Consider the following 23,908-nt stretch of genomic DNA (forward strand, 5'->3'; position numbering starts at 1 on the left):
CGCGACCGGGATGGACGGGTCAGTGGGCGTACCGCACGCGATCTGCGGACGCGGTGTCGTAGCGGCCGAGGAACGCACCCGCCATGCGTCCCTCGTAGACGGCCTCGAAGGCCGTGCGGGGGGCGTTCGCGTCGCCGACGACGTGGATCCGGGGACCGTCGGGCAGCGCGTCGAGCTGCCGGTACAACTCGTCGGCGGCCTGCGGCGAGCCGGCGTCGACGACTGTGGTGACGCCCTCGACGAGGGTGTCGGCGCCGGCGAGCGGACCGCCCAGGGCGACCGCGTCGGCGCCCGCCGGGCGCGCCGTGCGCATCGGGTGCACCGCGATCCCCAGGTCCGCGAAGCGCTTGAGCAGCGCCAGCCGCGAGTACGTGGTGATCTTGGCGCTCACCGAGGCGGTGGGGGAGACCAGGTGGACGCGGGCGCCGCGCCGGGCCAGCCCTTCGGCCACCGAGGCGGCAGCCCAGGTGCCCTCGTCGTCGAGCACGACGACGGCGCCGGTCGGCCGGAAGTCGGGGTCGGTCAGCGCGTCGACGGCCTGCCAGATGTCGATCACCGGCGGCCCGCCGGGCAGCTCCCGCCGGGTGGGCCGGGAGCCGGTGGCCAGGACGACGTCCTGGTAGCCGCCGGCCAGCACGTCCTCGACGCCGATGCGGTGGTCGAGGCGTACCGGGATGCCGGCGGCCTCGACGTCGCGGGCCAGGTCGCGGGTGAGCAGGCCGAGCCGTTCCCGTCCGGGTACGCGCGCGGCCAGTTCCACCTGCCCGCCGAGGTGCCCGCGCGCCTCGACCACCGACACCTGGTGCCCGGCCCGGTGGGCGGAGAGGGCGGCCTCCAGGCCGGCCGGGCCGCCACCGACGACGAGGACCTTCCGCGCGCCGGACGGTCCGGGCAGCTCCGGCCAGGCCTGCGCCCATTCCCGCTCGGCGCCGACCTCCGGGTTGACCACGCAGGAGATCGGCAGGCTGGTCTCCAGCCGGCCGATGCAGCCCTGGTTGCAGGCGAGGCAGGCGCGTACCTCGTGCTGGCGGCCCTGCTCGGCCTTGCGGACCAGGTGCGGGTCGGCGATGTGCGGGCGGGCCAGGCCGACCAGGTCGGCCTCGCCGGCGGCGACGAGCTCGGCGGCCTCCGGCAGGCTGTCCAGCCGGCACACCGCGAGCACCGGCAGGTCCGGGAACTCCTGCTTGAACAGCGCCGCGTGGTGCCGGAACGGGGCGTGGCCGAAGCTCATGTCCGCCATCTGCGTCGCGAGCGACCAGCTGCCGTGGTAGGCGGAGTGGCTGACGTGCACGTAGGCGAGCGGGAAGTCGGCGCGCAGCTTGCCGACGATCTCCAGCACCGCGGCCGGGTCGAGACCGCCGGGCAGGAACTCGTCGGCGCTGACCCGCAGTCCGACGGGCAGGTCCGGCGCGGCGGCCAGCACCGCGGTGAGCACCTCACGGGTCAGCCGCATCCGGTTGTCGAGGCTGCCGCCGTAGGAGTCGGCGCGGGTGTTGGTGTGCGGCGAGAGGAACTGCTGCAGCAGGTGGCCGTGGCCGGCGTGCACCTCCAGGCCGTCGAAGCCGGCATCACGCATCCGCCGGGCGGCGGCGGCGAACGCCTCGACGACGACGGCGATGTCCCGGCGTCCCATCGCGTGCGGCACGTGTGAGCCGGCCGCCCACGGCACCGGTGACGAGGACCAGGCGGCGGTGCGGGTCGCGTCCCCGTTCGCCTGCCGGCCGGCGTGCATGATCTGGGCGAAGATGCGTGCGCCGTGCTCGTGCACGGCCTCGGTCACCGCCGCGTACGCCGGGATCGACGAGTCGTCGAAGCTGCCGAGGCTGATGCTGCGGCCCGCGCTCGTGGGGTGCACGCGGATCGCCTCGGTGATGATCAGGCCGACGCCGCCCCGGGCGCGCTCCGCGTGGTAGGCCACGTGGCGCCCGGTGGGCACGTTGTTCAGTCCGAAGTTGGTGGTGTGACCGGGGACGAAGACCCGGTTCCGCAGTGTGAGACGACCGAGCCGGGTGGGGGAGAGAAGAGCGAGAAGCTTGTCGTCAGGCATGCCTCGGACTTCCTGTTTCGGGCCGCACTCGGCATGGCCGAGAGCGTTCGGTTGAACCGTACGCCGTTCGATTGAGTGGAACGGTAGGGGTGACGCCGGTCTCCGTCAACAGGCTACTGATCAGTAACTTACCGAACCGTACTGCCTCTGACCTGCTGTTCCACTAGGCGGAACGCAAGCGGGCAAGGTTCGTCGATTCGTGGCTCGATCGTTCGGGCGGCCACGGGAGATGACAGTGCCGCCGCCCGGCGACCGGCCGGCGGTCCGCTTCGATCGTTCGGTCGGCCGGGTCGGCGCTGTCCGGTTCGGAGGGACGCTCGCCGCGAGGCGGCCGGGTGGGACGTGCCGGCGGTGGCGGGGGTCAGGCAGCGGCGGGGCGCACGTACGGCGTGAGCAGCTCGCGGGCGAGGCCGGTGGCCGAGGGAAGGTCGAGGCCGTTCTCGATCATGCGGCTGAGGGCGTAGACGATCGACTGGATGACCTCGGCCATCCGGTTCGGGTCGCTCGCCCCGTGGTCGGCGAGAGCGGCGCGCAGCGGCGCCTCGAGGCTGTCGTGCAGGAGGCGGCTGGAGGTCGCGAGCACCTCGCTGTTGCCGACTGTCGCCATCGCCCGGGCCAGCGCGTGGTCGCCCCGGGCAACCAGTTGCAGGTTGGCCTCGACGTACGCCAGGATCCGCGACCCGGGCGTGCGGGCCTCGGCCATCCGGTTCTCGACGAAGGCCGACCACCGCGGAAAGGTGTCGGCGACGAGCACGTCGAACATGTCGGTGCGCGACTTGAAGTAGGAGTACGCGCTGGACCGGGCCAGGCCGGCGTGCCGCGCCACGTCGGCGAGGCTGGGGATCTGGTCCGGGTGTTGCGAGAGCAGGGCGCGGGCGGCGTCGAGCAGCGCCGCCCGCTGGGCGGCCCGGTGCTCGACGACGGTTGAGGCCTGGATCTTCGGCACGCCAACCTCCAAGTCTCCGGTGCGCGCACCGGGTCCGCGTCGCGCCCTGCCGTCGCGGTCAGCTGCTCGTGGCGAGCTTGCCGTCGATCATCTCGTAGACGGTGTCACAGTACTGCAGCACGTCGTGATCGTGAGTGACCATGACCACCGCCACCGACCGCTCCCGTGCCTCCTGGGCGAGCAGCTGGACGATGTCGTGGCTGCGGGCCCGGTCCAGCGCCGCTGTCGGTTCGTCCACCAGCAGCACGGACGGCTGTGTCATCAGCGCCCGGGCGATGCCGACGCGCTGGCGCTCGCCGCCGGAGAGCTGGTGCGGCCGGCGGTCGGCCTTACCGGCCAGGCCGACGTGCGCGAGCATCTCCAGCGGGTCGCGTCCGGCGCGGTCCCGCCGCCCGCCCAGTCGCAGCGGCAGGCGCAGCTGGTCGGCGGCGGTCAGCGCGGGCAGCAGGTTGCCCGACTGGAACACGAACCCGACGTGCCGGCGGCGAAGCTCGGTGCGCGCCCGGCGGCTGGACACGGTCATGTCGTGGCCGGCCACTGTGACGGCGCCCTGATCGGGGCGGGCCAGCCCGCCGGCGACGGCGAGCAGGCTGGACTTGCCCGCGCCGGACGGCCCGACGATCGCGGCCAGCTCACCCGGCGCGACGGTCAGGTCCACGTTGTCGAGCGCGTGCACGGTCTCCGCGCCGTCGCCGTGCCGCAGGTGCACGCCGCGCATGACCAGGCCGAGGTCGGCCGGCGCGGTGCCCGTCGTCGAGGGGGATGCTGTGGTCCGGCTGCTCATCGGTTGCCTCCCAGGGCGGTCGCCGGGTCGATGGAGGTGAGGCGGACGACGGCGGCTGCCGCGCCGACCAGGCCGAGCACGAGCAGTCCGGCCGCGGCGGCGGCGATGCTCTGCGGGTGCAGCGCGAACGGCACGTTGCCGCCGGAGATCAGCGCGCCGAGGCCGAGTCCGATCCCCATGCCGACGGCGATGGCGAGGGCCAGCAGGATCAGCGCCTGGGTGAGGGCGTCGCGCAGCACCCAGCCGGTCGAGGCGCCCAGCGCCCGCAGCACGGCGACCTCCTGCTTGCGCTGGATCGCCCAGACCGCGAAGAACGCGCCGGCCACGAGCGCCGAGATCGCGTAGAGGAAGCCCTGGATCAGCTGGAGCGTCGTCGTCTCGGCGGTGTAGCCCGGCGAGGCGCCGTAGGACTCCTCCAGCGTCAGGCTCTCCGTGCCGGCGGCCTTGTCGCCCGCGGCCAGGTCCACCGAGTCGCCGTCGGCCGCGCGGACCGCGACGGCGGTGATCTCCTGGGTGGCCTGTGCCGACACCTGCGTGCCGGCCGGCGTGCCGGACTTGACCGCCTGCCAGGTGGCCAGCGGCACGTACGCCACGTCGACGTGGCCGAAGGTGTCCTGCTGCTCGGTGACGCCGACGACCCGCAGCTTCGTGCCGAGCCGGTCCACCGTCACGGTGTCGCCGACGCGCAGGCCCGCGTCGATCGCGGTGGGGCTCACCACGATCCCGTCCGCCGGACCGAGCCGGTCGCCCTCGCTGACCGCGGGCGACAGGAACGAGTCGGTCTCGACGCCGAACAGCGCCAGGTCGACCTCGGTGCCCCGGTCGGTACGCCCGTTGATGAGCGTGTTGCCGAACGGGGTCGCCTCCGCCACCCCGGGCTGCTCGCGCCAGGTGTCCACCGTCGAGGCGTCCACCACGCTGCGCGAGAACGCCGAGTCGTGCTGCACGCCGTGGGCGAACGCGAACGAGGTGACCGGAAGGTTCTGCAGCCCGGAGACGCCGTCGCGGACCAGCCCGACGGACAGGCCGGACAGCATCACCATCAGCACCGAGATCAGCACGATCACGGCTCCCATCAGGGCGAATCGCAGCCGCGCGAACCCCAGCTCACGAATGGCCAGGAACATCAGCCGCCACCTCTCATGTTTGTCGACACCATGTCGCGATCTTATCAACGCGGTGTCGGCAAAAAGCGGGATCCGGCGCTGTCTACCCGACCACAATCCGTGACGGGCGCGGCCGGTCAGCCGGGCGAGGGCAGCGTCCCGCGCTCCCGCGTCAGGTACGCCTCGATGCGGGCGAACGCCCCGGTCCACACCTCGGTGGCGAAGAAGTCGCGCAGCTCCGGTGCCGGGAAGCCGCTCTGCGTCACGGTCATCAGCGTGCCGCCGTCCTTCTCCTCGAAGGTGACCTCGACGCGGGTGGTCATCGTCTCGCCGTCCGGGCTGCTGCCGGAGGACTCGGTGACCAGGCGGTGCGGGCGGTCGATCTCCAGGAACGTCTGGGTCTCGCGGAACAGCATGTCGGGGGAGGGCCCCCAGACGGCTGTCTGTTTCCCGCCGACCCGCAGGTCGACGTCGATCTCCACGATGCCCGGCTCCTCGTCCAGGATGCCGAACCAGATCTTCTGTTTGCCGGCGTCGGTGTAGGCGTCGAACGCCTCCTCAGGCGTGCCCGGAAGCTGTCGGGTCAGGTGGATCTGGAGCGTCATGGTCACGGTCCTCCGTGGTGAGAGTGAGATAGGCGTCGAGGCCGTCCAGGCGGCGTGCCCAGAGGCGCCGGTAGAAGCTGATCCAGGCCATCGCCGTGTCCAGCGGGGCCTCGCTGAGCCGGCACTGCCGGGACCGGCCGACCTTCTGCGTCACCACGAGACCGGCGTCCTCCAGCGCGCGGACGTGCTTGCGCATGCCGGTGAGGCTCATCCCGGTGGGCCCGGTGAGCTCGCTGATGGTGGCCGGACCCGTGCCGAGCCGGATCAGGATGTCGCGTCGGGTGGGGTCGGCCAGGCTGGCGAAGACCCGGTCGAGCGTCTCTTGCTGAACCACATGGTTCACCGTACAACACTGAACCCCTTGGTTCACCATTGCCGCGCATTCGGCGTGCATTTCGCCGTCGAGTGGTCTGACCACTGGGGGTGATCGAGGCGCGGTCCGCCGTTCGGCCCGATCGCCTCGTGCATTCGGCCGGGGCCGGCTCAGTTGCTCGGCCCGCTTGCCGGAGCCCGGTCCCGACCTGCGGGAATGTTCCCCGATTCCGGTAACGGAAAGGTCACGAGGTATTCCTGTGCCGTGCTTGCGCTCGGTACGTTCCACGAGGCATGAGGTCAGACCTCACTCCTCATGCCTCTAGCTGACGAGGTGAGTAGACCAGTGCAGGAACCCGCCCCCCGCTACGCCGGATACCGGTCCTTCGACTACCTGGTGCCGCATGTGGACTACAAGGTCTTCGAGCTCGCGCCACAGATCGGCCGGGTGCCGGAACACGACCTTGGCCTGACCGACGACCAGCGTGCCCGCGTCTCCCGGCTGCTGCGCGAGCACATGGCCATCTCGCTGCACGAGCACCCGAAGATCCTGCCGGCCGACGTGACGCAGTTGCGCGACTACAACCGCACCGGCCGCAACTCCTTCGGGTTCGAGGGCCTGGCCCGGTCCGGCATGACCGCGGTCTTCGACAACTTCATGAACGGCACCGGCTGCGTGACCAGCGAGCACGCCTGGAAGTGGGACGACGTCATCTACGACATCGGCCTGCGCTTCGCCGACGTCGCCAAGCAGGACCACGTGGTGGTGGCGACCACGCTCGAACAGATCTTCGAGGCCAAGCGCAACGGGCAGATCGCCCTGGTGGCCGGCCTGGAAGCAGCCACGATGATCGAGAACGAGCTGGACCGGATCGACATCCTCTACGGCTTCGGCGTACGCCAGATGGGCATCGCGTACAGCCAGGCGAACATGCTCGGTTCCGGCCTCTCCGAGGACCGCGACGGCGGGTTGACCCACTTCGGCCGGCGCGCGGTGGACCGGATGAACAAGCTCGGGATCGCCATCGACATCTCGCACTCCGGCGACCAGACGTCGCTGGACGTGATCGAGGCCAGCCGGGTGCCGGTGTTCATCACCCACGCCGGCGCCCGCTCGGTCTGGAACACCCCCCGGATGAAGCCGGACGAGGTGATCCGGGCCTGCGCCGAGCGGGGTGGCGTGATCGGCATCGAGGCCGCTCCGCACACCACCCTCTCCGGCGACCACCCGCACCACTCGATCGAGTCGGTGATGGACCACTTCACCTACTGCGTGGAACTGGTCGGCATCGACCACGTCGCGTTCGGCCCGGACACCAATTTCGGTGACCACGTCGGACTGCACGACAGCTTTACCCAGCACCTGGCGATCGGAAAGGCCCACGGAGTGGTGGACCACCCTCGGGTTCCGTACGTGAGTGGCATGGAGAACCCGGCGGAGTGCTTCAGCAACATCGTCGGGTGGTTGGTCACGCACGGTTACTCCGACGACGAGATCGCCAAGGTCATCGGCGGCAACATCATCCGGGTTCTTCAGGAGGTTTGGTGAACAAGACAGTCAAGGGTCGGTGGCGGCTCGCTGTCGCGCTCGGCGTGGCGGCCACGCTCGGTGTCTCCGGCTGCGGTCTGAACGAGGAGACCTCCTCCTCCAGCGGCTCGTCGTCGGACTCGGTGCTGCGGATCGGCACCACCACCGACGTGAGCAATTTCAACCCGCTCCAGTCGTTGAGCAAGACCGACTCGTGGATCCTCAACGCGATGTACCCGCACCTGCTGCGGATCGACGAGAACGCGAAGAAGTCGCCCGAGCTGGCCAAGGAGTACCGCTACGAGGACGACGGCAAGACCGCCGTCTTCGTGCTGCGCGACGACTTCAAGTGGACCGACGGCAAGCCGGTGGTCGCCGAGGACGTGAAGTTCTCCGCCGAGTCGATCATGAAGTACAAGCTCGGCAACGTCGCGGCGAAGCTGACCTGGGTCGAGTCGGTCGAGGCGCCGGACGCGACCACTGTGAAGTTCAAGCTCTCGCAGCCGTACGCGCCGTTCGCCGAGGGCGTCGGCTTCTGGATGTCGGTCGTGCCGAAGCACGTCTTCGAGCCGGCCGGTGACCTGTCCAAGTTCGCCAACGACTCCAACTGGGTCGGCGCCGGGCCGTTCGTCCTGGACAGCATCACCAAGGGCCAGCGCTACGTCATGAAGCGCAACGAGCACTACCCGCTCGCGCCGGGTGGCAAGGCCGCGGTGAGCCAGGTCGAGTACCGGGTCTACCCGGACGTGAACACCATGATGCTGGCGCTGCGCAACGGCGACATCGACATGATGGGCACCCCGGTGCCGGTCTCGGCGGCGAAGACCTTCGAGAACGACGACAAGATCAAGCTGAAGAAGGTCGGCGCACTCGGCTTCGCGCACCTGACCTACAACATGAAGAACAAGTACCTCGCCGACCAGGACGTCCGGCAGGCGCTGTCGATGGCGGTCGACACCAAGGCGATCATCTCGGCCGTGCTGCAGGGCGACGGCCAGCAGATGGCCGGCCCGATCTCGCCGATCTTCTCCGAGTACGACAACACCGAGCTGCAGCCGTACCCGTTCGACCCGGAGGGCGCGAAGGCCAAGCTGAGCGCGGCCGGCTACAAGGACGCCAACAACGACGGCTTCTTCGACGAGCTGAAGTTCGGCGTGGCGTGCGACCAGTCCAACGCCAACATCACCCGGGTCGTGCAGCTGTTCCGGGAGAGCGCGGCCAAGGCCGGCGTGAAGCTGGAGAACGAGTGCGTGGAGCGGAACACCTTCCTCACCCGCACCAAGAACGGCGAGTACGACATCGACGCCTCGCAGTGGGGTGTCTTCGACAACCCGATGGACCAGCTGCGCAGCACCTACCTGTCCAGCAACCCGGGTGGCATCAACTACAACCTGCTCGAGTCGGCGGAGATGGACGCGCTGATCAACGACGCGGCCGGCACCACCGACGTGGAGGCGTTCAAGACCAAGATCAAGAACATTGACAAGGTCGTGCACGAGCAGGCGTACCTGACCCCGCTGTACGTGGAGAACTTCCAGTTCGCCTACAACGCCAGCAAGTTCACCGGCTTCGTCCCGTCGCCGTCGGACCTGCTCGGCATGGTCACCGCGTACTCGCTGGCCCAGGTCACCCCGGTCAAGTAACCCACCCAACCAGAGGAGAGGAGGGGTCCCCCGTGGCGCGTTTCGTGCTCAGCCGGGCACTGAAGGCCGTCCTGACCGTGTGGATCGCGATCACTTCGACGTTCTTTCTGCTCCGGCTCCTGCCGGGGGACCCCACGACCCTCATGGTCGAGGGCGACATGACACCGGAGATGCAGGCGGCGCTGCTCAAGACGTACGGCCTGGACCGTCCGCTGTGGGAGCAGTACGTGTCGTACCTGCGCGAGCTGGTCCAGGGCAACCTGGGCATCTCGTTCCGTCAGATCCAGCCGGTCACCGACATCATCCTCGACCGGCTTCCCTGGACGTTGCTGCTGGCCGGCAGCGCGTTCGTCCTGACCGTCGCCGTCGGCATCCCGATCGGCGTGGCCGCCGCGGTCAACCGCGGCAAGTGGCTCGACCGCGCGTTGCAGGGCTTCGGGATCAGCGCCAACGCGCTGTTCGTGCCGAGCGTCGCGATCCTGCTGCTGGTCTTCTTCGGCGCCCAGCTCGGCTGGTTTCCGATCGGCGGGGCGATCGACCCGGACACCCGGGGCGCGGCGGCCTACCTGAGCCTGGCACACCACCTGGTGCTGCCGGTGCTCTCCCTGGTCCTGGTGCAGCTCGGCCCGTACGCGCTGACCCTCCGTACCAACATGATCGAGGTCCTCGGTGAGGACTACATCCGCGCCGCGCAGGCGCGTGGTCTCTCGGCCCGGCGTCGGGTGTGGAAGCACGGCCTGCGCAACGCGATCCTGCCGGCACTGACCCTGATGGGCCTGCAACTGGGCACCCTGGTCGGCGGCGCGGTGCTGACCGAGACGGTCTTCGCCTACCCCGGGGTCGGCCGGCTGATCTACGAGGCGGTCGGGCAGCAGGACTACCCGGTGATCCAGGGGGCGTTCATCATGCTCGCCGTCACCGTGGTGATCGCCAACGCCCTGACCGACATGCTCTACGCGGTCCTCAACCCCCGGATCCGGCTGTGAGCGCGCGCCGCGTCCCGGCGCGTCGCCCGGATCCGTTCGCCGCCACCACCGAAGGGAGGGTGCCGTGAGTGCCCCCGTGCTGACCGAGCAGGCGCTCCCGCCGGCCCCGGCCGCGCCCAGGCGGTCCTTCCTCTCCGGCTACCTGCGTCAGCCCGTCGTGGCGCTGTCGGTGCTGGTGCTGCTCGTGATGGCGGTGCTGGCGGTCTTCGCGCCGCTGATCGCCGACGAGCCCGCCGGCGCCGGCGCGGACGTGCTGCAACCGCCCTCCGGGGCGCACTGGTTCGGCACCGACGACCTCGGGCAGGACATCTTCGCCCAGGTGGTCTGGGGCACCCGGACCAGCATGGTGATCGGCCTGGCCGCCTCGCTGCTCGCCATCGTGCTGGGCACCGCGATCGGGCTGGCCGCGGCGTACTTCCGGCCGTTCGACGCGGTCGCCACGGTGATCACCGACGTGATGCTGGCGCTGCCCACCCTGCCGCTGATGATCATGCTGGCGGCGGTGGTGAGCCCGAGCGTCACGACGCTGACCCTGATCATCGGGTTCTTCGCCTGGCCCGAGGTGGCCCGGCTGATCCGGTCACAGGGCCTGGTGATCAGCGCGATGCCCTACATCGACGGCGCGCGGGTGCTCGGCGCCACCGGCTGGCGGATCGTCACCCGGGAGATCCTGCCCGCCGTCGTCTCGCTGATGGTGGTCAGCGTGCTGCTCACCGCCTCCCGGGCGGTGATCTCCGAGGCCGGCCTGAGCTTCCTCGGGCTCGGCGACCCGGACGCCTGGTCCTGGGGACGCATCCTGCTCAACGCCCAGCGCAGCGGCACGATCGCGATCGCCTGGTGGCAGACGCTCTTCCCGTCCCTGGCGATCCTGTTCCTGGTGCTGGCGGCGACCCTCGCCGGAACCCGGTTCAACGACACCCGCGACCCCCGTCGCAACGGAGGCTGACCATGCGACTGCCCGAGAGCTTCTACCACAGCGTCCGTGGCCGGCTCGCCGAGGCGCTCGAACAACGAGGGCTGGACGGGTTCCTGGCCACCTCGCCGGCGGAGGTCGCCTTCCTCAGTGGCTTCTTCTACATCGCCACCGAACGTCCGGTGTACCTCTGGCTGCCGCGGACGGGGGATCCGCTGCTGGTGATCCCGCGCCTCGACGAGGAGTACGCGGCCCAGCAGGGCGTGACGGTCCAGACCGTCACGTACTTCGAGTACCCGGGCGTGGTCACCGCCGAGGAGACGCTCGCCTCGGCGCTGTCCCGTCCGGGCGGTCCGGTCCGCCGTATCGGCGTGGGCGCGGGCCTTTCGGTCGGCGCGTTCCGGGCGCTGTCCCGGGCCATCGGCGGGGCCACGCTGGAGACCACCGACGCGGTCGCCGAGCTGCGGCTGCGCAAGTTCCCCGAGGAGATCCCGTTCCACGAGGCGGCCGCGCGGATCTGCGACGAGATGCTGGCCGCCGGACGGGCCCTGATCGAGGAGGCGCTCGCCGCCGGGCGGCCGCTGCCGCGTGAGGACGAGATCGCCCGGCACGTGATCGGCTTCGGCACCGACCGGATGTACGCCGAGTACGACCTGGTCGTCTACACCACCAAGCTGGCCGGCGGGCTGGTCTACGCCGGCCCGAACTCCGCCCTGCCGCACGGCCTGCCGACCCGTCGGCGGCTCCAGCCGGGCGACACCCTGATCCTCTCCCTCGGCGCGGCGGTGGCCAGCCGGTTCGTGGAGAGCGAGCGGACGTTCGTCATCGGCGAGCCCACCGCCGAGCAGGTGCGCTACTACGAGGCCGACCGGGAGGCGCAGGAGGTGGGCACCCAGGCGATGATCGCCGGGCGTACCTGCGCCGAGGTCAACCGGATCTGCCTGGACGTCCTGCGGGACCGGGGCCTGGGCGACTACATCCGGCACCGGCAGGGCCACGGCATCGGGCTGCAGAACCACGAGGCGCCCTGGGTCGAGGACGGGGACCACACCGTGCTGGCCCCCGGAATGCTGCTGTCCAGCGAGCCCGGCGTCTACGTGCCCGGCCACGCCGGCTACCGCATCTCCGACACGGTCCTGGTACAGGACGACGGCCCGCGCCGGCTCACCCGGTACCCGCGTGACCTGGCGTCCAACATCATCGAGGGGGTCCGATGAGAATCAACGGAGCGGAACTGGTCGTCGAGGCGTTCGGCCCGGTCGACGGCCCGGCGATGATCGTGCACCACGGTGCGCCGGGCCTCGGCTCCCGCCAGGAGCCGAAGCGCTCGTTCGGCCCGTTCGCCGACCGCATGCGGGTCATCGTCTTCGACGCCCGCGGCTCCGGCGAGTCCAGCGACGACGAACCGTTCACCCACGAGCAGTGGGTGGCCGACGTGGACGCCATCCGCGCGCACTTCGGCTACGAGACGATCGTCATGGCCGGTGGCTCGTACGGCGGGTTCATCGCCATGGAGTACGCCATCGCCCACCCGGAGCGGGTCTCCGCGCTGGTGCTGCGGGACACCGCCGCGGACACCGCGCACGACCACCTCGCGGTGGAGCGGGCCCGTAACACCGACCGTTCGGTGATCCCGGAGTGGGTCATCGACCGGATCGGCACCGGCCGGTTCGAGAGCAACGAGCAGTTGCGCGAGTACTGGAAAGCGATCCTGCCGCTCTACGACCACCAGCACGACCCGGCAAAGGACGAGGCGCGGCTGGCCGCCACCCGGTTCCACTACCGCACCCACAACGCCGCCTTCGGGCAGAACATGCCCCGCTACGACCTGAAGCCGAAGCTGCCGTCGATCACGTGCCCGACCCTGGTGACGGTGGGCCGGCACGACTGGCGTACCCCGGTGGCCGCCTCGCAGGTCATCGCGGACCTGGTGCCCCGCGGCGAGCTGGTGGTCTTCGAGTCCTCCGGCCACTCGCCGCAACTGGAGGAGCCGGAGCTGTTCCAGCAGGTGGTGCGGGACTTCCTCAGCCGCGCCGGAGTGCTCCGATGAGCCTGCTGGAGATCGCCGACCTGAAGGTCGCGTTCCCCGGTCCGACCGGGCCGGTCAACGCGGTGAACGGGGTGTCGCTGCGGATCGAGTCGGGGCAGACCCTGGCCATCCTCGGTGAGTCCGGCTCCGGCAAGAGCGTCACCGCGCAGGCGGTGACGGGCATCCTCGACGTGCCGCCGGCGACGGTCAGCGGCTCGGTCCAGCTGCGCGGCCGGGAACTGCTGACCCTGTCACGCAAGCAGCGGGAGCGGGTCAGCGGCGAGGAGATCGGGATGGTCTTCCAGGACGCGATGGCCGCGCTCAACCCGGTCTTCACCGTCGGACACCAGATCGTGGAGGTGCTGCGGGTCCGGCGCGGCATGTCCCGGGCCGACGCCCGCCGCCGCGCCGTCGAACTGGTCGACCGGGTGCGGATCCCGGCGGCCAAGGACCGGATGCGGGACTATCCGCACCAGTTCTCCGGGGGCATGCGCCAGCGCATCATGATCGCGCTGGCCATCGCCCTGGAACCGGACCTGCTGATCGCGGACGAGCCCACCACCGCGCTGGACGTGACGGTGCAGGCCCAGGTGATGGAGTTGCTCGCGGAGATCCAGCGGGACAGCGGAATGGGCCTGCTGCTGATCACCCACGACCTGGGGGTGGTCGCCGAGGTCGCCGACGACGTGGCGGTGATGTACGCCGGCCGGATCGTCGAACGGGGCACCGTCGAGCAGATCTTCGCCGGTCCGGCGCATCCCTACACCGAGGGGCTGCTCAACTCGATGCCCCGGGTGGACCGGCGCGACGAGCAGCTCTACGCGATTCCCGGCGCTCCGCCCAACCCGGCTCGGCTCCCTGCCGGCTGCCCGTTCCACCTGCGTTGCCCCCGGGCCACCGACGAGTGCCGGGTCGTCCTGCCGCCGCTGCTGGCGCTGCCGGCCGATCGTGCCAGCGCCTGTCACCACCACGAGGAGGTGCTCGATGCCACCCGGCGATGAGGTCGTGCTGCGGGTCGAGAACCTGGTCAAGCACTTCCCGGTCAAGGGACGGGTCCCGTTCACCTCCGGCGGCGTGGTCAAGGCCGTCGACGGTGTCTCCTTCGACCTGCGCCGGGGCGAGACGCTCGGCGTGGTGGGCGAGTCCGGCTGCGGCAAGAGCACGCTGGCCCGCATGCTCGTCGGGCTGGAGCAGCCCACCTCCGGCGCGGTGCGCTTCGGCACGTCAGTGGTGCACCAGGCCAGGGGACGGGAGCTGCGGGCCCTGCGCCGGCGGATCCAGATCGTGCTCCAGGACCCGTACACGTCGCTGAACCCCCGCCGCACGATCCGGGAGATCCTGCTCCAGCCGTTCGAGATCCATCCGGACGTGCTGGACCGCCGGCGCCGGATCGAGCGGATCAAGGAGCTGCTCGACCTGGTCGGTCTCGACCCCGGCCTGCACCTGGACCGCTACCCGCACCAGTTCTCCGGCGGGCAGCGCCAGCGCATCGGCATCGCCCGGGCGCTCGCGCTCAGCCCCGACGTCATCGTCTGCGACGAGCCCGTCTCCGCGCTGGACGTGTCGGTCCAGGCGCAGGTGGTCAACCTCCTGGAGCGGCTCCAGGAGGAACTCGGCGTGGCGTACGTCTTCATCGCCCACGACCTGTCCGTGGTGCGCCACATCTCCGACCGGGTGGCAGTGATGTACCTGGGCAAGCTCGTGGAGACCGGCCCCGAGGTCAGCCTCTACGAGTCGCCGCGGCACCCGTACACCCGGGCGCTGCTGTCGGCGGTGCCGGTGCCGGACCCGGCCGGCCGGCAGGGGCGGCAGCGGATCCTGCTGGCCGGCGACCCGCCCAGTCCGGTGGATCCGCCCTCGGGCTGCCGGTTCCGGACCCGTTGCTGGCAGGCGGCCGACACCTGTGCCACCACCGAACCACCGCTGGCCGCCGGCGCGCATCCGGTCGCCTGCCACTTCCCGCTGGCCGCGTGACGGCCGGCGATCGCCAAAGGAGAAGCGTCTTGCTGCAAGAACCCGCCCCCCGGTACAAGGGTCACAGGTCGTACTCGTACCTGGAGCCGCACTCGGACTACCGGGTGTTCACGCTGGCCGAGGAGATCGGCCGGGTGCCGGAGCACGACCTCGGCCTGACCGACGCTCAGCGTGCGCGGGTGACGCGGCTGCTCACCGAGCACGCCGCCATCTCGCTGCACGAGCATCCGGTGGTCCTGCCGGCCGACGTCAGCGAGCTGCGGGCCTACAACCGCACCGCCCGCCAGCGCACCGGATACGAGGGGCTGGCGCGCTCCGGCCTGACCGCCGTCTTCGACAACTTCATGGCCGGCGCCTCCTGCGTGACGAGCGAGAACGGCTGGAAGTGGAACGACCTCGTCTACGCCCTCGGCATGCGGATGAGTGACCTCTACAAGCAGGACCACGTCTTCCTGGCCACGTCCCTGGACGACATCCACGCCGCGAAGCGGGACGGCCGGCTGGCCCTGGTCGCGGGCCTGGAGTGCAGCAGCCCGATCGAGAACGAGCTGGACCGGATCGACATCCTCTACGGCTTCGGCGTACGCCAGCTCGGCATCGCGTACAGCCAGGCGAACATGCTCGGCGGGGGCCTGTCGGAGAAGCACGACGGCGGGCTGACGCACTTCGGCCGCCGGGCGGTGGACCGGATGAACAAGCTCGGGATCGCCATCGACATCTCGCACTCCGGCGACCAGACGTCGCTGGACGTGATCGAGGCCAGCCGGGTGCCGGTGTTCATCACCCACGCCGGCGCCCGCTCGGTCTGGGACACCTCCCGGATGAAGCCGGACGAGGTGATCCGGGCCTGCGCCGAGCGGGGTGGCGTGATCGGCATCGAGGCCGCCCCGCACACCACGCTCTCGCAGGCGCACCAGCACCACTCGATCGAGTCGGTGATGGACCACTTCACCTACTGCGTGGACCTGGTCGGCATCGACCACGTCACGTTCGGCCCGGACACCATGTTCGGCGACCACGTGGGGGTGCACGACACCTACGCCGGCAACTACGCCCACGACGCCGGCAACCGTCCGCAGCACCCGCGGGTGGAGTACGTGTCCGGGCTGGAGAATCCGGGCGAGGCGTTCGGGAACATCGTGGGCTGGCTGGTGGCGCACGACTACTCCGACGACGAGATCGCCAAGGTGATCGGCGGCAACACCATCCGGGTGCTGGAGCAGGTGTGGTGAGGCCGTGCCGGTGATCGTCCGAGCGGACGTGGACGAACTACACTCCGTACGCCGACGCGGCGGCGGGCAGTGATGAGGTGAGGGCGGATGGCTCGGCGGGAAACCGCGCTACAGGCGGCGCACGGCCGGCTGCGGCAGCTGATCGGCAGCGAGTTCCGGTCGGGTGAGAAGCTGCCCAACGAGCGGGACCTGGCTGATCGTCTGGAGGTCAGCCGCGCGACGGTGCGCGAGGTGCTGGGGCAGCTCGCCGCCGAGGGGGTGGTGACCCGGACCTGGGGGATCGGCACCTTCGTGCACGACGACGCCGAGCGGGTGCCGGTGTCCATCGGCGACGTCACCGCGCTGCGGGACCGGATCACCGCCACGGGTCACCGTCCGACGCTTCAGGACGCGTCGGTCAGCCGGGCGAAGTGCCCGGCCGACTGCGCGCGCGTCCTCGGACTGGAGCCGGGCTCGCCGGTGTGGCGGGTCGACCGGCTCTTCGCCGTGGACGGGGTCCCGGCGGCCTGGATCCGTGATCACCTGCCGCTGCGGTTCGACGGCCGCGACCTCGACCCGTCCGGGCTGCTCAGCATCGACCTGGACATGTTCGAGTTCCTGGCCAGCGCGACCGGTATGCCGGTGCGGCGGGCGGAGATCGAACTCACCGCGGTGCTCGCCGACGACGAGGCCACCGAGCGGCTCGGCGTGGCGGTCGGACATCCGCTGGTCACCGCGACCCAGGTCGGTTACGGGACGGGCGGAGCGGCGCTGTTCCACGGCCACATCACGGTTCGCACCGACGTGTTGACGCTGCGGATCAGCCGCGGCGGGGCTCCGGAACCGGCCCCGCCGGCCGGGTAGCCGGCGGCCCCGCGACGCGGGGTCGCGGGGCCGCCGTCCGGACGTCACCGGGGTCGGGGTACGCCGGTCAGGTGAGCGTGCAGGACTGGCCGTTGAGGGTGAACGAGCTGGGCCGCCCGGCGTTGCCGGTGTGCGTGGCCTGGAAGCCGATGGTGGTCGAGCCGCCGGCCGGGATGGCCGCGTTGTAGGAGACGTTGCGCGCCGTCACCTGGCCCGAGGAGGGGGAGTACGAGGCGTTCCAGCCGGAGGTGATGGTCTGGCCGCCGGGCAGCGTGAACGCCAGCGACCAGCCGTTCACCGCGGTCGAGCCGGTGTTGCTGATGGTGATGTTCTCGGTCAGGCCGTTGTTCCAGGCGTTCAGCTCGATGCGCACCGAGCAGGCGCCGGTGCCGGGCGGCGGCGTGGTCGGCCCCGGCGGCGGGGTGGTGGGGCCGGGCGGGGGCGTGGTCGGCCCCGGCGGCGGAGTGGTCGGTCCCGGCGGGGGCGTGGTCGGCCCGGGCGTGCTGGTCAGGCCGAAGAAGGCGATCGCCGCCGCGGCCATGCCGGACGACGGCAGGCTGTGCCCGGCGCCCTGGATGCTGTACGCCTCGACCTGCACGGTGCCGGTGGAGTCGGCGTAGCGCCGCCGGTTCCAGCCGGACTGCGGCGTGTCGGTGGAGGTGGGGTTCTGGCTGAGCCCGAACACGTTCGTCCACTGCTCGATCGTCTCCTGCAGCAGCGAGTACGGCACGAGCGTGTCGTTGGTGCCGTGCCACAGCTGCACGCGGGGACGCGGCCCGGTGTAGCCGGGGTACGCCTGGCGGACCGCGTCACCCCACTGCTGCGGGGTGCGGTTCATGTTCCCGCCGGTGCACTGGCTGGACCCGGGCGGGTAGTCGGAGGCGCCGGCGAAGCAGTTGAACGGCACCCCCATGAACGCCGCACCGGCCTTGAAGACGTCCGGGTAGAGCGCCAGCATGTGGTTGGTCATCATGCCGCCGGACGAGCTGCCGGTGGCGTAGACCCGGTCCGGGTCGGCGCCGTACTGCTGCTGCACGTAGCGGACCATCGAGATGAGCGACACCGGGTCACTGCCGCCGCCGCGGCGCTTGGCCGCGTCGGACCAGGTGTCGAAGCAGTTGCCGAACCCGGCCTGCTGGGTGGCGCTGGGATAGATCACGATGAAGCCGTACCGGTCGGCCAGCCCGGCGAACTCGCTGCCGGAGTAGAAGCCGGGGCCGGAACCGCCGCAGCCGTGCATGGCCACCACCGTGGCCGGCCGGGACGGGCGGTTGTCCGGCACGTAGACGTGCATGCGCATGCGCCCGGGGTTGTCGCCGAAGCTGGTCACCTCGGCCAGCGACGCCGCGTACGCGGGTTGCACGGTGGGGATCACCAGGCCGGCCGCCACCAGCGACGCGGCCAGGGCCACCACCATCTTGGCTCTGATTCTCACGGAGACTCCTTCGATCGCCTGTGTGCAGGCGGGAATGAGCGGTCACGCGCCGCGCCGGCCGCCCGGACGGCAGCGGTGTCGCGCCTCGCTCACGGAATGTGGCTTGCCCGGCCCGGCTCCGCGCTCATATGGCACATAGTGTTCCCGTCGGGCGGTGAACTGTCAATCGAAGCACGCCGATATGCTGCGGCGGCGTTCGTCTAGAGTCGATGCTCCGTCCCTGAGCCGAGCCCGGAGCGCGTGTGCCAAGCCCGTTCGACATCGAGGAGATCTACCCGGACGAGGCGCCCACGCCACGGCTGCCCCGGCGGCAGGCCGGCACCTCGCCGCAGAGCGTGGCGGTGACCCTCCTGGCCGACTACACGCTGCGTACCCGGGCCCCGCTGCCGTCCGCCGCGATCGTCGAGCTGCTCGCCGAGACCGGGGTGACGAGCGCCGGCGCGCGTACCGCGATCAGCCGGCTGGCCCGGCGCGGCGTGCTGGAGGGCAGCCGGCAGGGCCGCAACAGCTTCTACCGGCTCAGTCGTGGCGCCGCCGCCGACCTCTCCGCCGGCGGGAGCTGGATCGTCGCCTCCACCGCCGACACGCAGGCGTGGGACGGGTGCTGGACGGTGGTCGCGTTCTCGCTGCCGCAGGACCGCGGCACGCAGCGCCGCGCCCTGCGCGGGCAACTGCGCTGGCTCGGCTTCGCGCCGCTGTACGACGGGCTGTGGATCTCGCCGTACGAGCTGGCGGAGCCGGCCCGGTCGCGACTGGCGCAGCTCGCGCCCGGCGCGGTCACCGTGTTCCGGGGCCGGCAGGACGCGCTCGACGTGACCGGCCAGCGCGCCCCCGTCGACGCCTGGGACATCGCCGCGATCAGCGCCCAGTACGAGGATTTCCTGCGCCGGTGGACCCCGCTGGCGTCCCGGCTGGAGTCGGTCGACGGTCCGGCGGCGGTGCGGGCCCGCACCGAGGTGATGGACACCTACCGGCGGTTCCCCACGCTCGACCCGCGGCTGCCGCTGGAGCTGCTTCCGGCCGGATGGCTGCGCCGGCCGGCCCGGGACCTGTTCACCGCCGTCTACGACGGACTGGCCGAACCCGCGCAACGGCACGTGCGGGCGGTCGTCGCGCGGTTCGCCGATCCGGTGCCGCCCGGCATCCAGGCGCACACGACCGCCGACATGCTCGCCGGCGTACGCGAGGACGCCTGCGGGGCGGGCCCGGACTGACCGCCGGCCGTCCCGTGGACACATCGGCGCCGGTGAGTCTATGGTCACGGGACTGCGGTGACCGCGAGGAGTGGCCATGAGCGTCCGCGTCTCCCTCGACGAGCTGCTCGGCGACGAGGTGCGGCGCGACCCGTACCCCTTCTACGCCCGGCTGCACGAGGCGGGGGAGGCGGCCCGGCTGCGGCCGGGCGACCCGCACGCGCTCGTCGTGCACGGCTACGAAGCGGTCAACCGGGTGCTGCGCGACCCGGTGTTCCGGGTGCTCGGCGCCGACTACCTGGACCGGGCCGGCGTCCGCTGGCGCCAGCACCAGGTGACCCGGATCCTGCAGTCGTCCATGCTCAACGCCGCCGAACGCGACCACCTCCGGGTCCGGCACCTGTTCTCCCAGGCGCTCACCCCGCGCCGGGTCGCCGCGCTGGAACCGGCCATCGGGCGCATCGCCGACGACCTGCTCGACCGGCTCGCCGAGGCGGGCGCGGACGGCCGGCCCGTCGACTTCATGGCGCGCTTCGCGCTGCGGCTGCCCAGCGACGTCATCGGCGAGCTGCTGGGCGTGCCGGAGGAGGACCGGGAGTGGTTCCCGCCCCGGGTCCGCGCGTTCGACGCGGTGCTGGAGATCGGCCGCCGGTCCATGCGCGAGGTCCGGGCCGCCAACGTCGCGGCGGCGGAGCTGACCGCGTACTTCACCGACCTGGTCGCCGCGCGCCGGGCGACCCCGCGTGACGACTTCGTCTCCGCGCTGCTGCGCGGCCTGGACGACGAACCCGGCCGGCTGACCGCCGACGAGCTGCTCGCCAACCTGATCATCATGTACAACGCCGGGTTCCGGACCACCGCGAACCTGCTCGGCAACGGGCTGGTGCTGCTCACCGAACGGCCGGACGCGCGGGCCGCGCTGCGCGCCGACCCGTCGCTGGCGGCGTCCTACGTGGAGGAGATCCTGCGGTACGAGCCGCCGGTGCACTTCGCGGTCCGGTACGCCGCGGTGGACACCGAGGTCGCCGGCCTGCCGGTACCGGCCGGGCGGACGGTGGTCGTGCTGACCGGCGCGGCGAACCGGGATCCGCGCCGCTTCCCCGACCCGGACCGGTTCGACCCGTCCCGCGCCGACAACCGGCACCTGGCGTTCAGCGCCGGGCCGCACTACTGCTTCGGGGCGACGCTGGCCCGGGCCGAGGGGCGGCTGGTGCTGCCCCGCCTGCTGGACCGCTTCCCGGCGCTGACCGCCGAACCGGGGCCGCGCCGCGCGCTGATGCTGCGCGGGTACGACCGGCTGCCGGTACGGCTGACCGATCGGGTGCCTTGTCAAACCAACCTGATCGAGTAAGGTCGATGCTACGCGGAGTGTCCGCTCCGCGCCTCACAGGTTCCGTCGAGCAGGTCGAGCGCGCCGCCAGGCACCGTGGAAGGGAAACACCGGACATGACCGATGAGATCCGCGCGTTCCTCCTCGCCGCACTGACCGAAATGAAGTACGACGTCGGCGACGTCGACGACGACACCGTCTTCGGCCCGGCCGGGCTCGACGTGGACTCCCTCGGCCTGGCCGAGCTCGCGGTGCGGGTGGAGGACCGGTTCGGGGTCGCGTTCGACGACGACGAGGCGGAGGAGCTGGCGATGATGACAGTCGGCGAGTTCAGCCGCGCGGTCGCGGCGCGGATCGCCCCGGCCTCGGCGCACTGACCGATGCCAGGGCACGGCACCCGGCCGCGTCACGCCCCGGCGCGCCGGTTCCGGTGAGCGTGCGCGAACGGGTCACGGTCACCGGCATCGGGCTCGTCAGCCCGGTCGGCGTGACCGCCGCCGAGGTGTTCGACGCGGTCTGCGACGGCCGCTCCGGGCTCACCCGGCCGCCGCACGACCATCCGCTGCACGGCGTCGTCGACGTCGCCGCGTTCGCCCCGGCGATCGATCCGGCCACCGTGCTGCCCGGCCCGGAGTCCCGCGTCGTGGACCGGTCGATAGTCATGGTGCTGCGCGCGGCCGAGGACGCGCTCGCCGACGCCGGACTGCGGATCGGCCACGACGTCGACAGCCACCGGGTGGCGGTCGTCGTCTCCGGCGTCGGCGGACTGTCCACGCTGGAGGAACAGGTGCTCGCCCGCGCCGGGCGCGGACGGTTCGGGGTCAGCCCGTACATGCTGCCCGGCACGCTGCCCAACATGGGCGCGGCCCGGATCGCGATCAAGTTCGGCATCCACGGCTACACCTCGTCGATCGGCACGGCGTGCGCGGCCGGCGCGCAGTCGATCGGCGAGGCGCTGCGCATCCTGCGCGCCGGCGACGCGGACGTGGTGCTCGCCGGATGCGCCGAGGCGCCGCTGTTCCCGACGTTCGCCGACGCGTTCGGCAACGCCCGGGCGCTCGCCCGCGGCTGGGCCGACCCGGCCGCCGCGAGCCGCCCCTTCGACCGCCGCCGCAACGGGCTCGTCCTCGGCGAGGGCGCCGGGGTGTTCGTGCTGGAACGCGCCGCGCACGCCGCCGCGCGCGGCGCCCGCCGGCACGCCGACGTGCTCGGCTGGGGCGCCACCAACGACGCCCACCACCCGACCACGCCGCGTCCGGACGGCGCCGGCGCGGCCCGGTGCATGCGCCTGGCCGTCCGCGACGCCGGTCTGGAGCCCGCCGACATCGGGTACGTCAACGCGCACGGCACCAGCACCCGGGCCGGGGACGCCGCCGAGCTGGCCGCGCTCGCCGACGTCTACGGCGCGGAAGCGCCGCCGCTGAGTTCGACGAAGGGCGTCACCGGGCACATGCTCGGCGTCTCCGGCGTGATCGAGGCGGCGATCGCGGTCGAGGCGCTGCGCCGCGGCCTGCTGCCGCCCACCCGCAACCTGGACGAGCCGGAGCGCGACGGCGAGGTCGACCACATCCGTGGGCGGGCACGCGCGACGACGGTGGACGCGGTGCTGTCGAACTCGTTCGGCTTCGGCGGCCACAACGTCAGCCTCGTCCTGGCGCGGCCCGCCTGAGCGGCGGGTCAGCGGAGCGTGATCACCGTGGCCGCGTCGTACGCGGCGACGGCGACGCTGAAGTGCGGGCGCAGCATGTCGGCCACGTAGTCCAGGTCGGCGACGAGCGGCACCGGCAGCAGAGCGCGCTGGTCCAGGCCGGTACGGGAGGCGACCAGCTCGATCCGGTCGGCCTTGAGCAGCCCCCGGGTGAGGAACGCCGGCAGGTCCTCGGGGAGCAGGCAGCGCCACATGTCGACGTTGACGATCAGGTCCAGCGCGCCGGCCTTGAACTGCTGGAGCACGGTGCCGAGCAGGTGGGAGTTCGTCCCGCCGACCGGCGCGTCGTGGTCGAACGTGTGCGACCCGGGGCCCAGGTCGAGCGCGGACACGCCGTTGCCGACGACCAGCGCGGCGCTCGTGGCCAGCTCGTCGCGCAGCGACCCGGGCAGCACGTCCGGCCGGCCCAGCCCACCGGAGCGGTACGCCTCGATGGCCGCGCCGTAGAGCCGGATCCGGCCCAGGTGCCGGCCGAACGTGTTGATCCCGTACAGCACCTCGACGTCGTAGCGCAGGTGCTTGCGCAGCAGGTACTTCATGTTGTCCATCGAGGCGATCCCGTTGGACGTCTTGCGGAAGTGCGGGAGGTGGTAGGAAAGCGCGTCGACGTCCAGCCGGAACAGCTCCGGCGGGGCGCCGTGCAGATGGAACACCCGGTAGAAGAACTCCAGGTCCTCGAAGCCCCACTTGACCATCGCCTCGTCGAAGCCACCGACCCGCCGGAACGACTCGTGGTCCACCGACGCGTTGTGGGTCAGGCCCAGCACCCAGGGCGCGCTCGGGAAATCGCCCATCCGCTGCGGGAGGGCGATGTCCTCCAGCCGCGGGTCGCCGCGCTCGGCGTCCAGCATCGCCGGCACGACCGGCTCGCCGCGGCGCAGCGCGTCCGCGCCGGCCCAGTCCAGGTCGTACCGCTGGCCGAGCAGCACCCCGGGACGGCCGGCGCGCCCGGCGTGGAAGTCGCGGTGCCGCTTGAGCAGCGTGGGATGCGCCACCGTGTCGGCGTCCAGGAACATCAGCGTGGCCGCGCGGGCCCGGGCCGCCGCCGCGTTGCGGTTGGCGCTGCGCCCCCGGTTCCGGTCGCTGCGCACGTACTCGATCCGCAGCCGGCCCCGGTACGCGTCCACCACCGGGCCCAGCGCGACGGCCGACCCGTCGTCGCCGACGACGACCTCGAAGTCGGCGGCCGGCAGCGTCTGCCGGGTCAACGAGCGCAGCGTGGTGTCGAGCGCGGACGGGTTCTCGTGCGCGGGCACCACCACGCTCAGGCTGGGCCGGTCCGCTGTGGGCATGC

General features: G+C 71.7%; 22 protein-coding genes. 14 read left to right on the forward strand and 8 right to left on the reverse strand.

From position 1 onward, the window contains the following. Positions 1 to 19: 19 nt before the first annotated feature. The 6 genes from O7542_RS07320 to O7542_RS07345 all read right to left on the reverse strand — a co-directional run bounded on the left by O7542_RS07320 (position 20) and on the right by O7542_RS07345 (position 5,822). Complete coding sequence (locus O7542_RS07320) at positions 20 to 2,047, reverse strand: FAD-dependent oxidoreductase (RefSeq protein WP_209962355.1); 2,028 nt, start codon at positions 2,045 to 2,047, stop codon at positions 20 to 22. 361 nt (positions 2,048 to 2,408) lie between these two features. Further along, a complete protein-coding gene (locus O7542_RS07325) occupies positions 2,409 to 2,993 on the reverse strand; it encodes a TetR/AcrR family transcriptional regulator (protein ID WP_104112866.1) in 585 nt (194 codons plus the stop codon). A 58-nt stretch (positions 2,994 to 3,051) separates the two neighbouring features. Further along, positions 3,052 to 3,777, reverse strand: a complete 726-nt coding sequence (locus tag O7542_RS07330) for an ABC transporter ATP-binding protein (protein WP_069088408.1) — start codon at positions 3,775 to 3,777, stop codon at positions 3,052 to 3,054. Next, positions 3,774 to 4,904: an ABC transporter permease gene (locus O7542_RS07335; protein ID WP_166456226.1), complete on the reverse strand. Its 1,131-nt coding sequence runs from the start codon at positions 4,902 to 4,904 to the stop codon at positions 3,774 to 3,776. Before O7542_RS07335 ends, O7542_RS07330 begins: the two co-directional genes overlap by 4 nt. Positions 4,905 to 5,020: 116 nt before the next feature. Next, positions 5,021 to 5,488, reverse strand: a complete 468-nt coding sequence (locus O7542_RS07340; protein WP_069088410.1) for an SRPBCC domain-containing protein — start codon at positions 5,486 to 5,488, stop codon at positions 5,021 to 5,023. Further along, on the reverse strand, positions 5,442 to 5,822 hold the full coding sequence (locus tag O7542_RS07345) for a metalloregulator ArsR/SmtB family transcription factor (RefSeq protein ID WP_176722809.1): 381 nt from the start codon (positions 5,820 to 5,822) through the stop codon (positions 5,442 to 5,444). The genes O7542_RS07340 and O7542_RS07345 overlap by 47 nt, the downstream gene beginning before the upstream one ends. A gap of 324 nt (positions 5,823 to 6,146) precedes the next feature. On the opposite strand from O7542_RS07345, the gene O7542_RS07350 reads away from it, so the two are divergent. The 10 genes from O7542_RS07350 to O7542_RS07395 all read left to right on the forward strand — a co-directional run bounded on the left by O7542_RS07350 (position 6,147) and on the right by O7542_RS07395 (position 16,948). After that, a complete protein-coding gene (locus tag O7542_RS07350) occupies positions 6,147 to 7,349 on the forward strand; it encodes a membrane dipeptidase (RefSeq protein WP_043323232.1) in 1,203 nt (400 codons plus the stop codon). Beyond that, positions 7,346 to 8,971, forward strand: coding sequence for an ABC transporter substrate-binding protein (locus O7542_RS07355; RefSeq protein WP_069088411.1), 1,626 nt, complete (start codon positions 7,346 to 7,348; stop codon positions 8,969 to 8,971). The genes O7542_RS07350 and O7542_RS07355 overlap by 4 nt, the downstream gene beginning before the upstream one ends. Positions 8,972 to 9,003: 32 nt before the next feature. Further along, positions 9,004 to 9,957 carry an ABC transporter permease gene (locus tag O7542_RS07360; RefSeq protein ID WP_043323238.1) on the forward strand — a complete coding sequence of 318 codons (954 nt, stop codon included), beginning with the start codon at positions 9,004 to 9,006 and terminating at the stop codon, positions 9,955 to 9,957. 64 nt (positions 9,958 to 10,021) lie between these two features. Continuing rightward, positions 10,022 to 10,903: an ABC transporter permease gene (locus O7542_RS07365; RefSeq protein WP_223200978.1), complete on the forward strand. Its 882-nt coding sequence runs from the start codon at positions 10,022 to 10,024 to the stop codon at positions 10,901 to 10,903. A gap of 2 nt (positions 10,904 to 10,905) precedes the next feature. Then, on the forward strand, positions 10,906 to 12,087 hold the full coding sequence (locus O7542_RS07370) for a Xaa-Pro peptidase family protein (protein WP_166456228.1): 1,182 nt from the start codon (positions 10,906 to 10,908) through the stop codon (positions 12,085 to 12,087). Next, positions 12,084 to 12,920 (forward strand): alpha/beta hydrolase, encoded by an 837-nt coding sequence (locus O7542_RS07375; protein WP_043323247.1) that lies wholly within the window; start codon positions 12,084 to 12,086, stop codon positions 12,918 to 12,920. Before O7542_RS07370 ends, O7542_RS07375 begins: the two co-directional genes overlap by 4 nt. Then, on the forward strand, positions 12,917 to 13,900 hold the full coding sequence (locus O7542_RS07380) for an ABC transporter ATP-binding protein (protein ID WP_043323248.1): 984 nt from the start codon (positions 12,917 to 12,919) through the stop codon (positions 13,898 to 13,900). The genes O7542_RS07375 and O7542_RS07380 overlap by 4 nt, the downstream gene beginning before the upstream one ends. Further along, entirely contained in the window at positions 13,884 to 14,873 is a 990-nt protein-coding gene (locus O7542_RS07385) for a dipeptide ABC transporter ATP-binding protein (RefSeq protein ID WP_043323250.1), read from the forward strand. The genes O7542_RS07380 and O7542_RS07385 overlap by 17 nt, the downstream gene beginning before the upstream one ends. A gap of 29 nt (positions 14,874 to 14,902) precedes the next feature. Further along, on the forward strand, positions 14,903 to 16,105 hold the full coding sequence (locus O7542_RS07390) for a membrane dipeptidase (RefSeq protein ID WP_274478800.1): 1,203 nt from the start codon (positions 14,903 to 14,905) through the stop codon (positions 16,103 to 16,105). An 87-nt stretch (positions 16,106 to 16,192) separates the two neighbouring features. Further along, entirely contained in the window at positions 16,193 to 16,948 is a 756-nt protein-coding gene (locus tag O7542_RS07395) for a GntR family transcriptional regulator (protein WP_064445588.1), read from the forward strand. A gap of 67 nt (positions 16,949 to 17,015) precedes the next feature. On the opposite strand, the gene O7542_RS07400 is transcribed toward O7542_RS07395, so the two are convergent. Continuing rightward, positions 17,016 to 18,383, reverse strand: coding sequence for a PHB depolymerase family esterase (locus tag O7542_RS07400; protein ID WP_082930904.1), 1,368 nt, complete (start codon positions 18,381 to 18,383; stop codon positions 17,016 to 17,018). A gap of 242 nt (positions 18,384 to 18,625) precedes the next feature. On the opposite strand from O7542_RS07400, the gene O7542_RS07405 reads away from it, so the two are divergent. The 4 genes from O7542_RS07405 to O7542_RS07420 all read left to right on the forward strand — a co-directional run bounded on the left by O7542_RS07405 (position 18,626) and on the right by O7542_RS07420 (position 22,575). Next, a complete protein-coding gene (locus tag O7542_RS07405) occupies positions 18,626 to 19,597 on the forward strand; it encodes a PaaX family transcriptional regulator C-terminal domain-containing protein (protein ID WP_064445590.1) in 972 nt (323 codons plus the stop codon). Positions 19,598 to 19,673: 76 nt separating this feature from the next. Continuing rightward, the gene (locus O7542_RS07410; RefSeq protein WP_069088416.1) at positions 19,674 to 20,927 is read left to right on the forward strand and encodes a cytochrome P450; all 1,254 of its coding nucleotides are present in this window, start codon (positions 19,674 to 19,676) and stop codon (positions 20,925 to 20,927) included. 95 nt (positions 20,928 to 21,022) lie between these two features. Then, on the forward strand, positions 21,023 to 21,283 hold the full coding sequence (locus O7542_RS07415; RefSeq protein WP_030499102.1) for an acyl carrier protein: 261 nt from the start codon (positions 21,023 to 21,025) through the stop codon (positions 21,281 to 21,283). Between the two features lie 53 nt (positions 21,284 to 21,336). Continuing rightward, positions 21,337 to 22,575 carry a beta-ketoacyl-[acyl-carrier-protein] synthase family protein gene (locus O7542_RS07420; RefSeq protein ID WP_281605928.1) on the forward strand — a complete coding sequence of 413 codons (1,239 nt, stop codon included), beginning with the start codon at positions 21,337 to 21,339 and terminating at the stop codon, positions 22,573 to 22,575. An 8-nt stretch (positions 22,576 to 22,583) separates the two neighbouring features. On the opposite strand, the gene O7542_RS07425 is transcribed toward O7542_RS07420, so the two are convergent. Next, complete coding sequence (locus tag O7542_RS07425; RefSeq protein ID WP_069088417.1) at positions 22,584 to 23,906, reverse strand: glycosyltransferase; 1,323 nt, start codon at positions 23,904 to 23,906, stop codon at positions 22,584 to 22,586. Between the last annotated feature and the right edge of the window lie 2 nt (positions 23,907 to 23,908).

It is taken from the genome of Micromonospora sp. WMMC264, assembly GCF_027497275.1.
GTDB lineage: Bacteria > Actinomycetota > Actinomycetes > Mycobacteriales > Micromonosporaceae > Micromonospora > Micromonospora chalcea.

Coding starts and splice junctions, on each gene's coding strand:
- O7542_RS07340 (WP_069088410.1), bottom strand. CDS start 5,488: ATGACGCTCCAGATCCACCTGACCCGACAGCTTCCGGGCACGCCTGAG.
- O7542_RS07425 (WP_069088417.1), bottom strand. CDS start 23,906: ATGCCCACAGCGGACCGGCCCAGCCTGAGCGTGGTGGTGCCCGCGCAC.
- O7542_RS07375 (WP_043323247.1), top strand. CDS start 12,084: ATGAGAATCAACGGAGCGGAACTGGTCGTCGAGGCGTTCGGCCCGGTC.
- O7542_RS07385 (WP_043323250.1), top strand. CDS start 13,884: ATGCCACCCGGCGATGAGGTCGTGCTGCGGGTCGAGAACCTGGTCAAG.
- O7542_RS07335 (WP_166456226.1), bottom strand. CDS start 4,904: ATGTTCCTGGCCATTCGTGAGCTGGGGTTCGCGCGGCTGCGATTCGCC.
- O7542_RS07410 (WP_069088416.1), top strand. CDS start 19,674: ATGAGCGTCCGCGTCTCCCTCGACGAGCTGCTCGGCGACGAGGTGCGG.
- O7542_RS07395 (WP_064445588.1), top strand. CDS start 16,193: ATGGCTCGGCGGGAAACCGCGCTACAGGCGGCGCACGGCCGGCTGCGG.
- O7542_RS07320 (WP_209962355.1), bottom strand. CDS start 2,047: ATGCCTGACGACAAGCTTCTCGCTCTTCTCTCCCCCACCCGGCTCGGT.
- O7542_RS07370 (WP_166456228.1), top strand. CDS start 10,906: ATGCGACTGCCCGAGAGCTTCTACCACAGCGTCCGTGGCCGGCTCGCC.
- O7542_RS07330 (WP_069088408.1), bottom strand. CDS start 3,777: ATGAGCAGCCGGACCACAGCATCCCCCTCGACGACGGGCACCGCGCCG.
- O7542_RS07380 (WP_043323248.1), top strand. CDS start 12,917: ATGAGCCTGCTGGAGATCGCCGACCTGAAGGTCGCGTTCCCCGGTCCG.
- O7542_RS07415 (WP_030499102.1), top strand. CDS start 21,023: ATGACCGATGAGATCCGCGCGTTCCTCCTCGCCGCACTGACCGAAATG.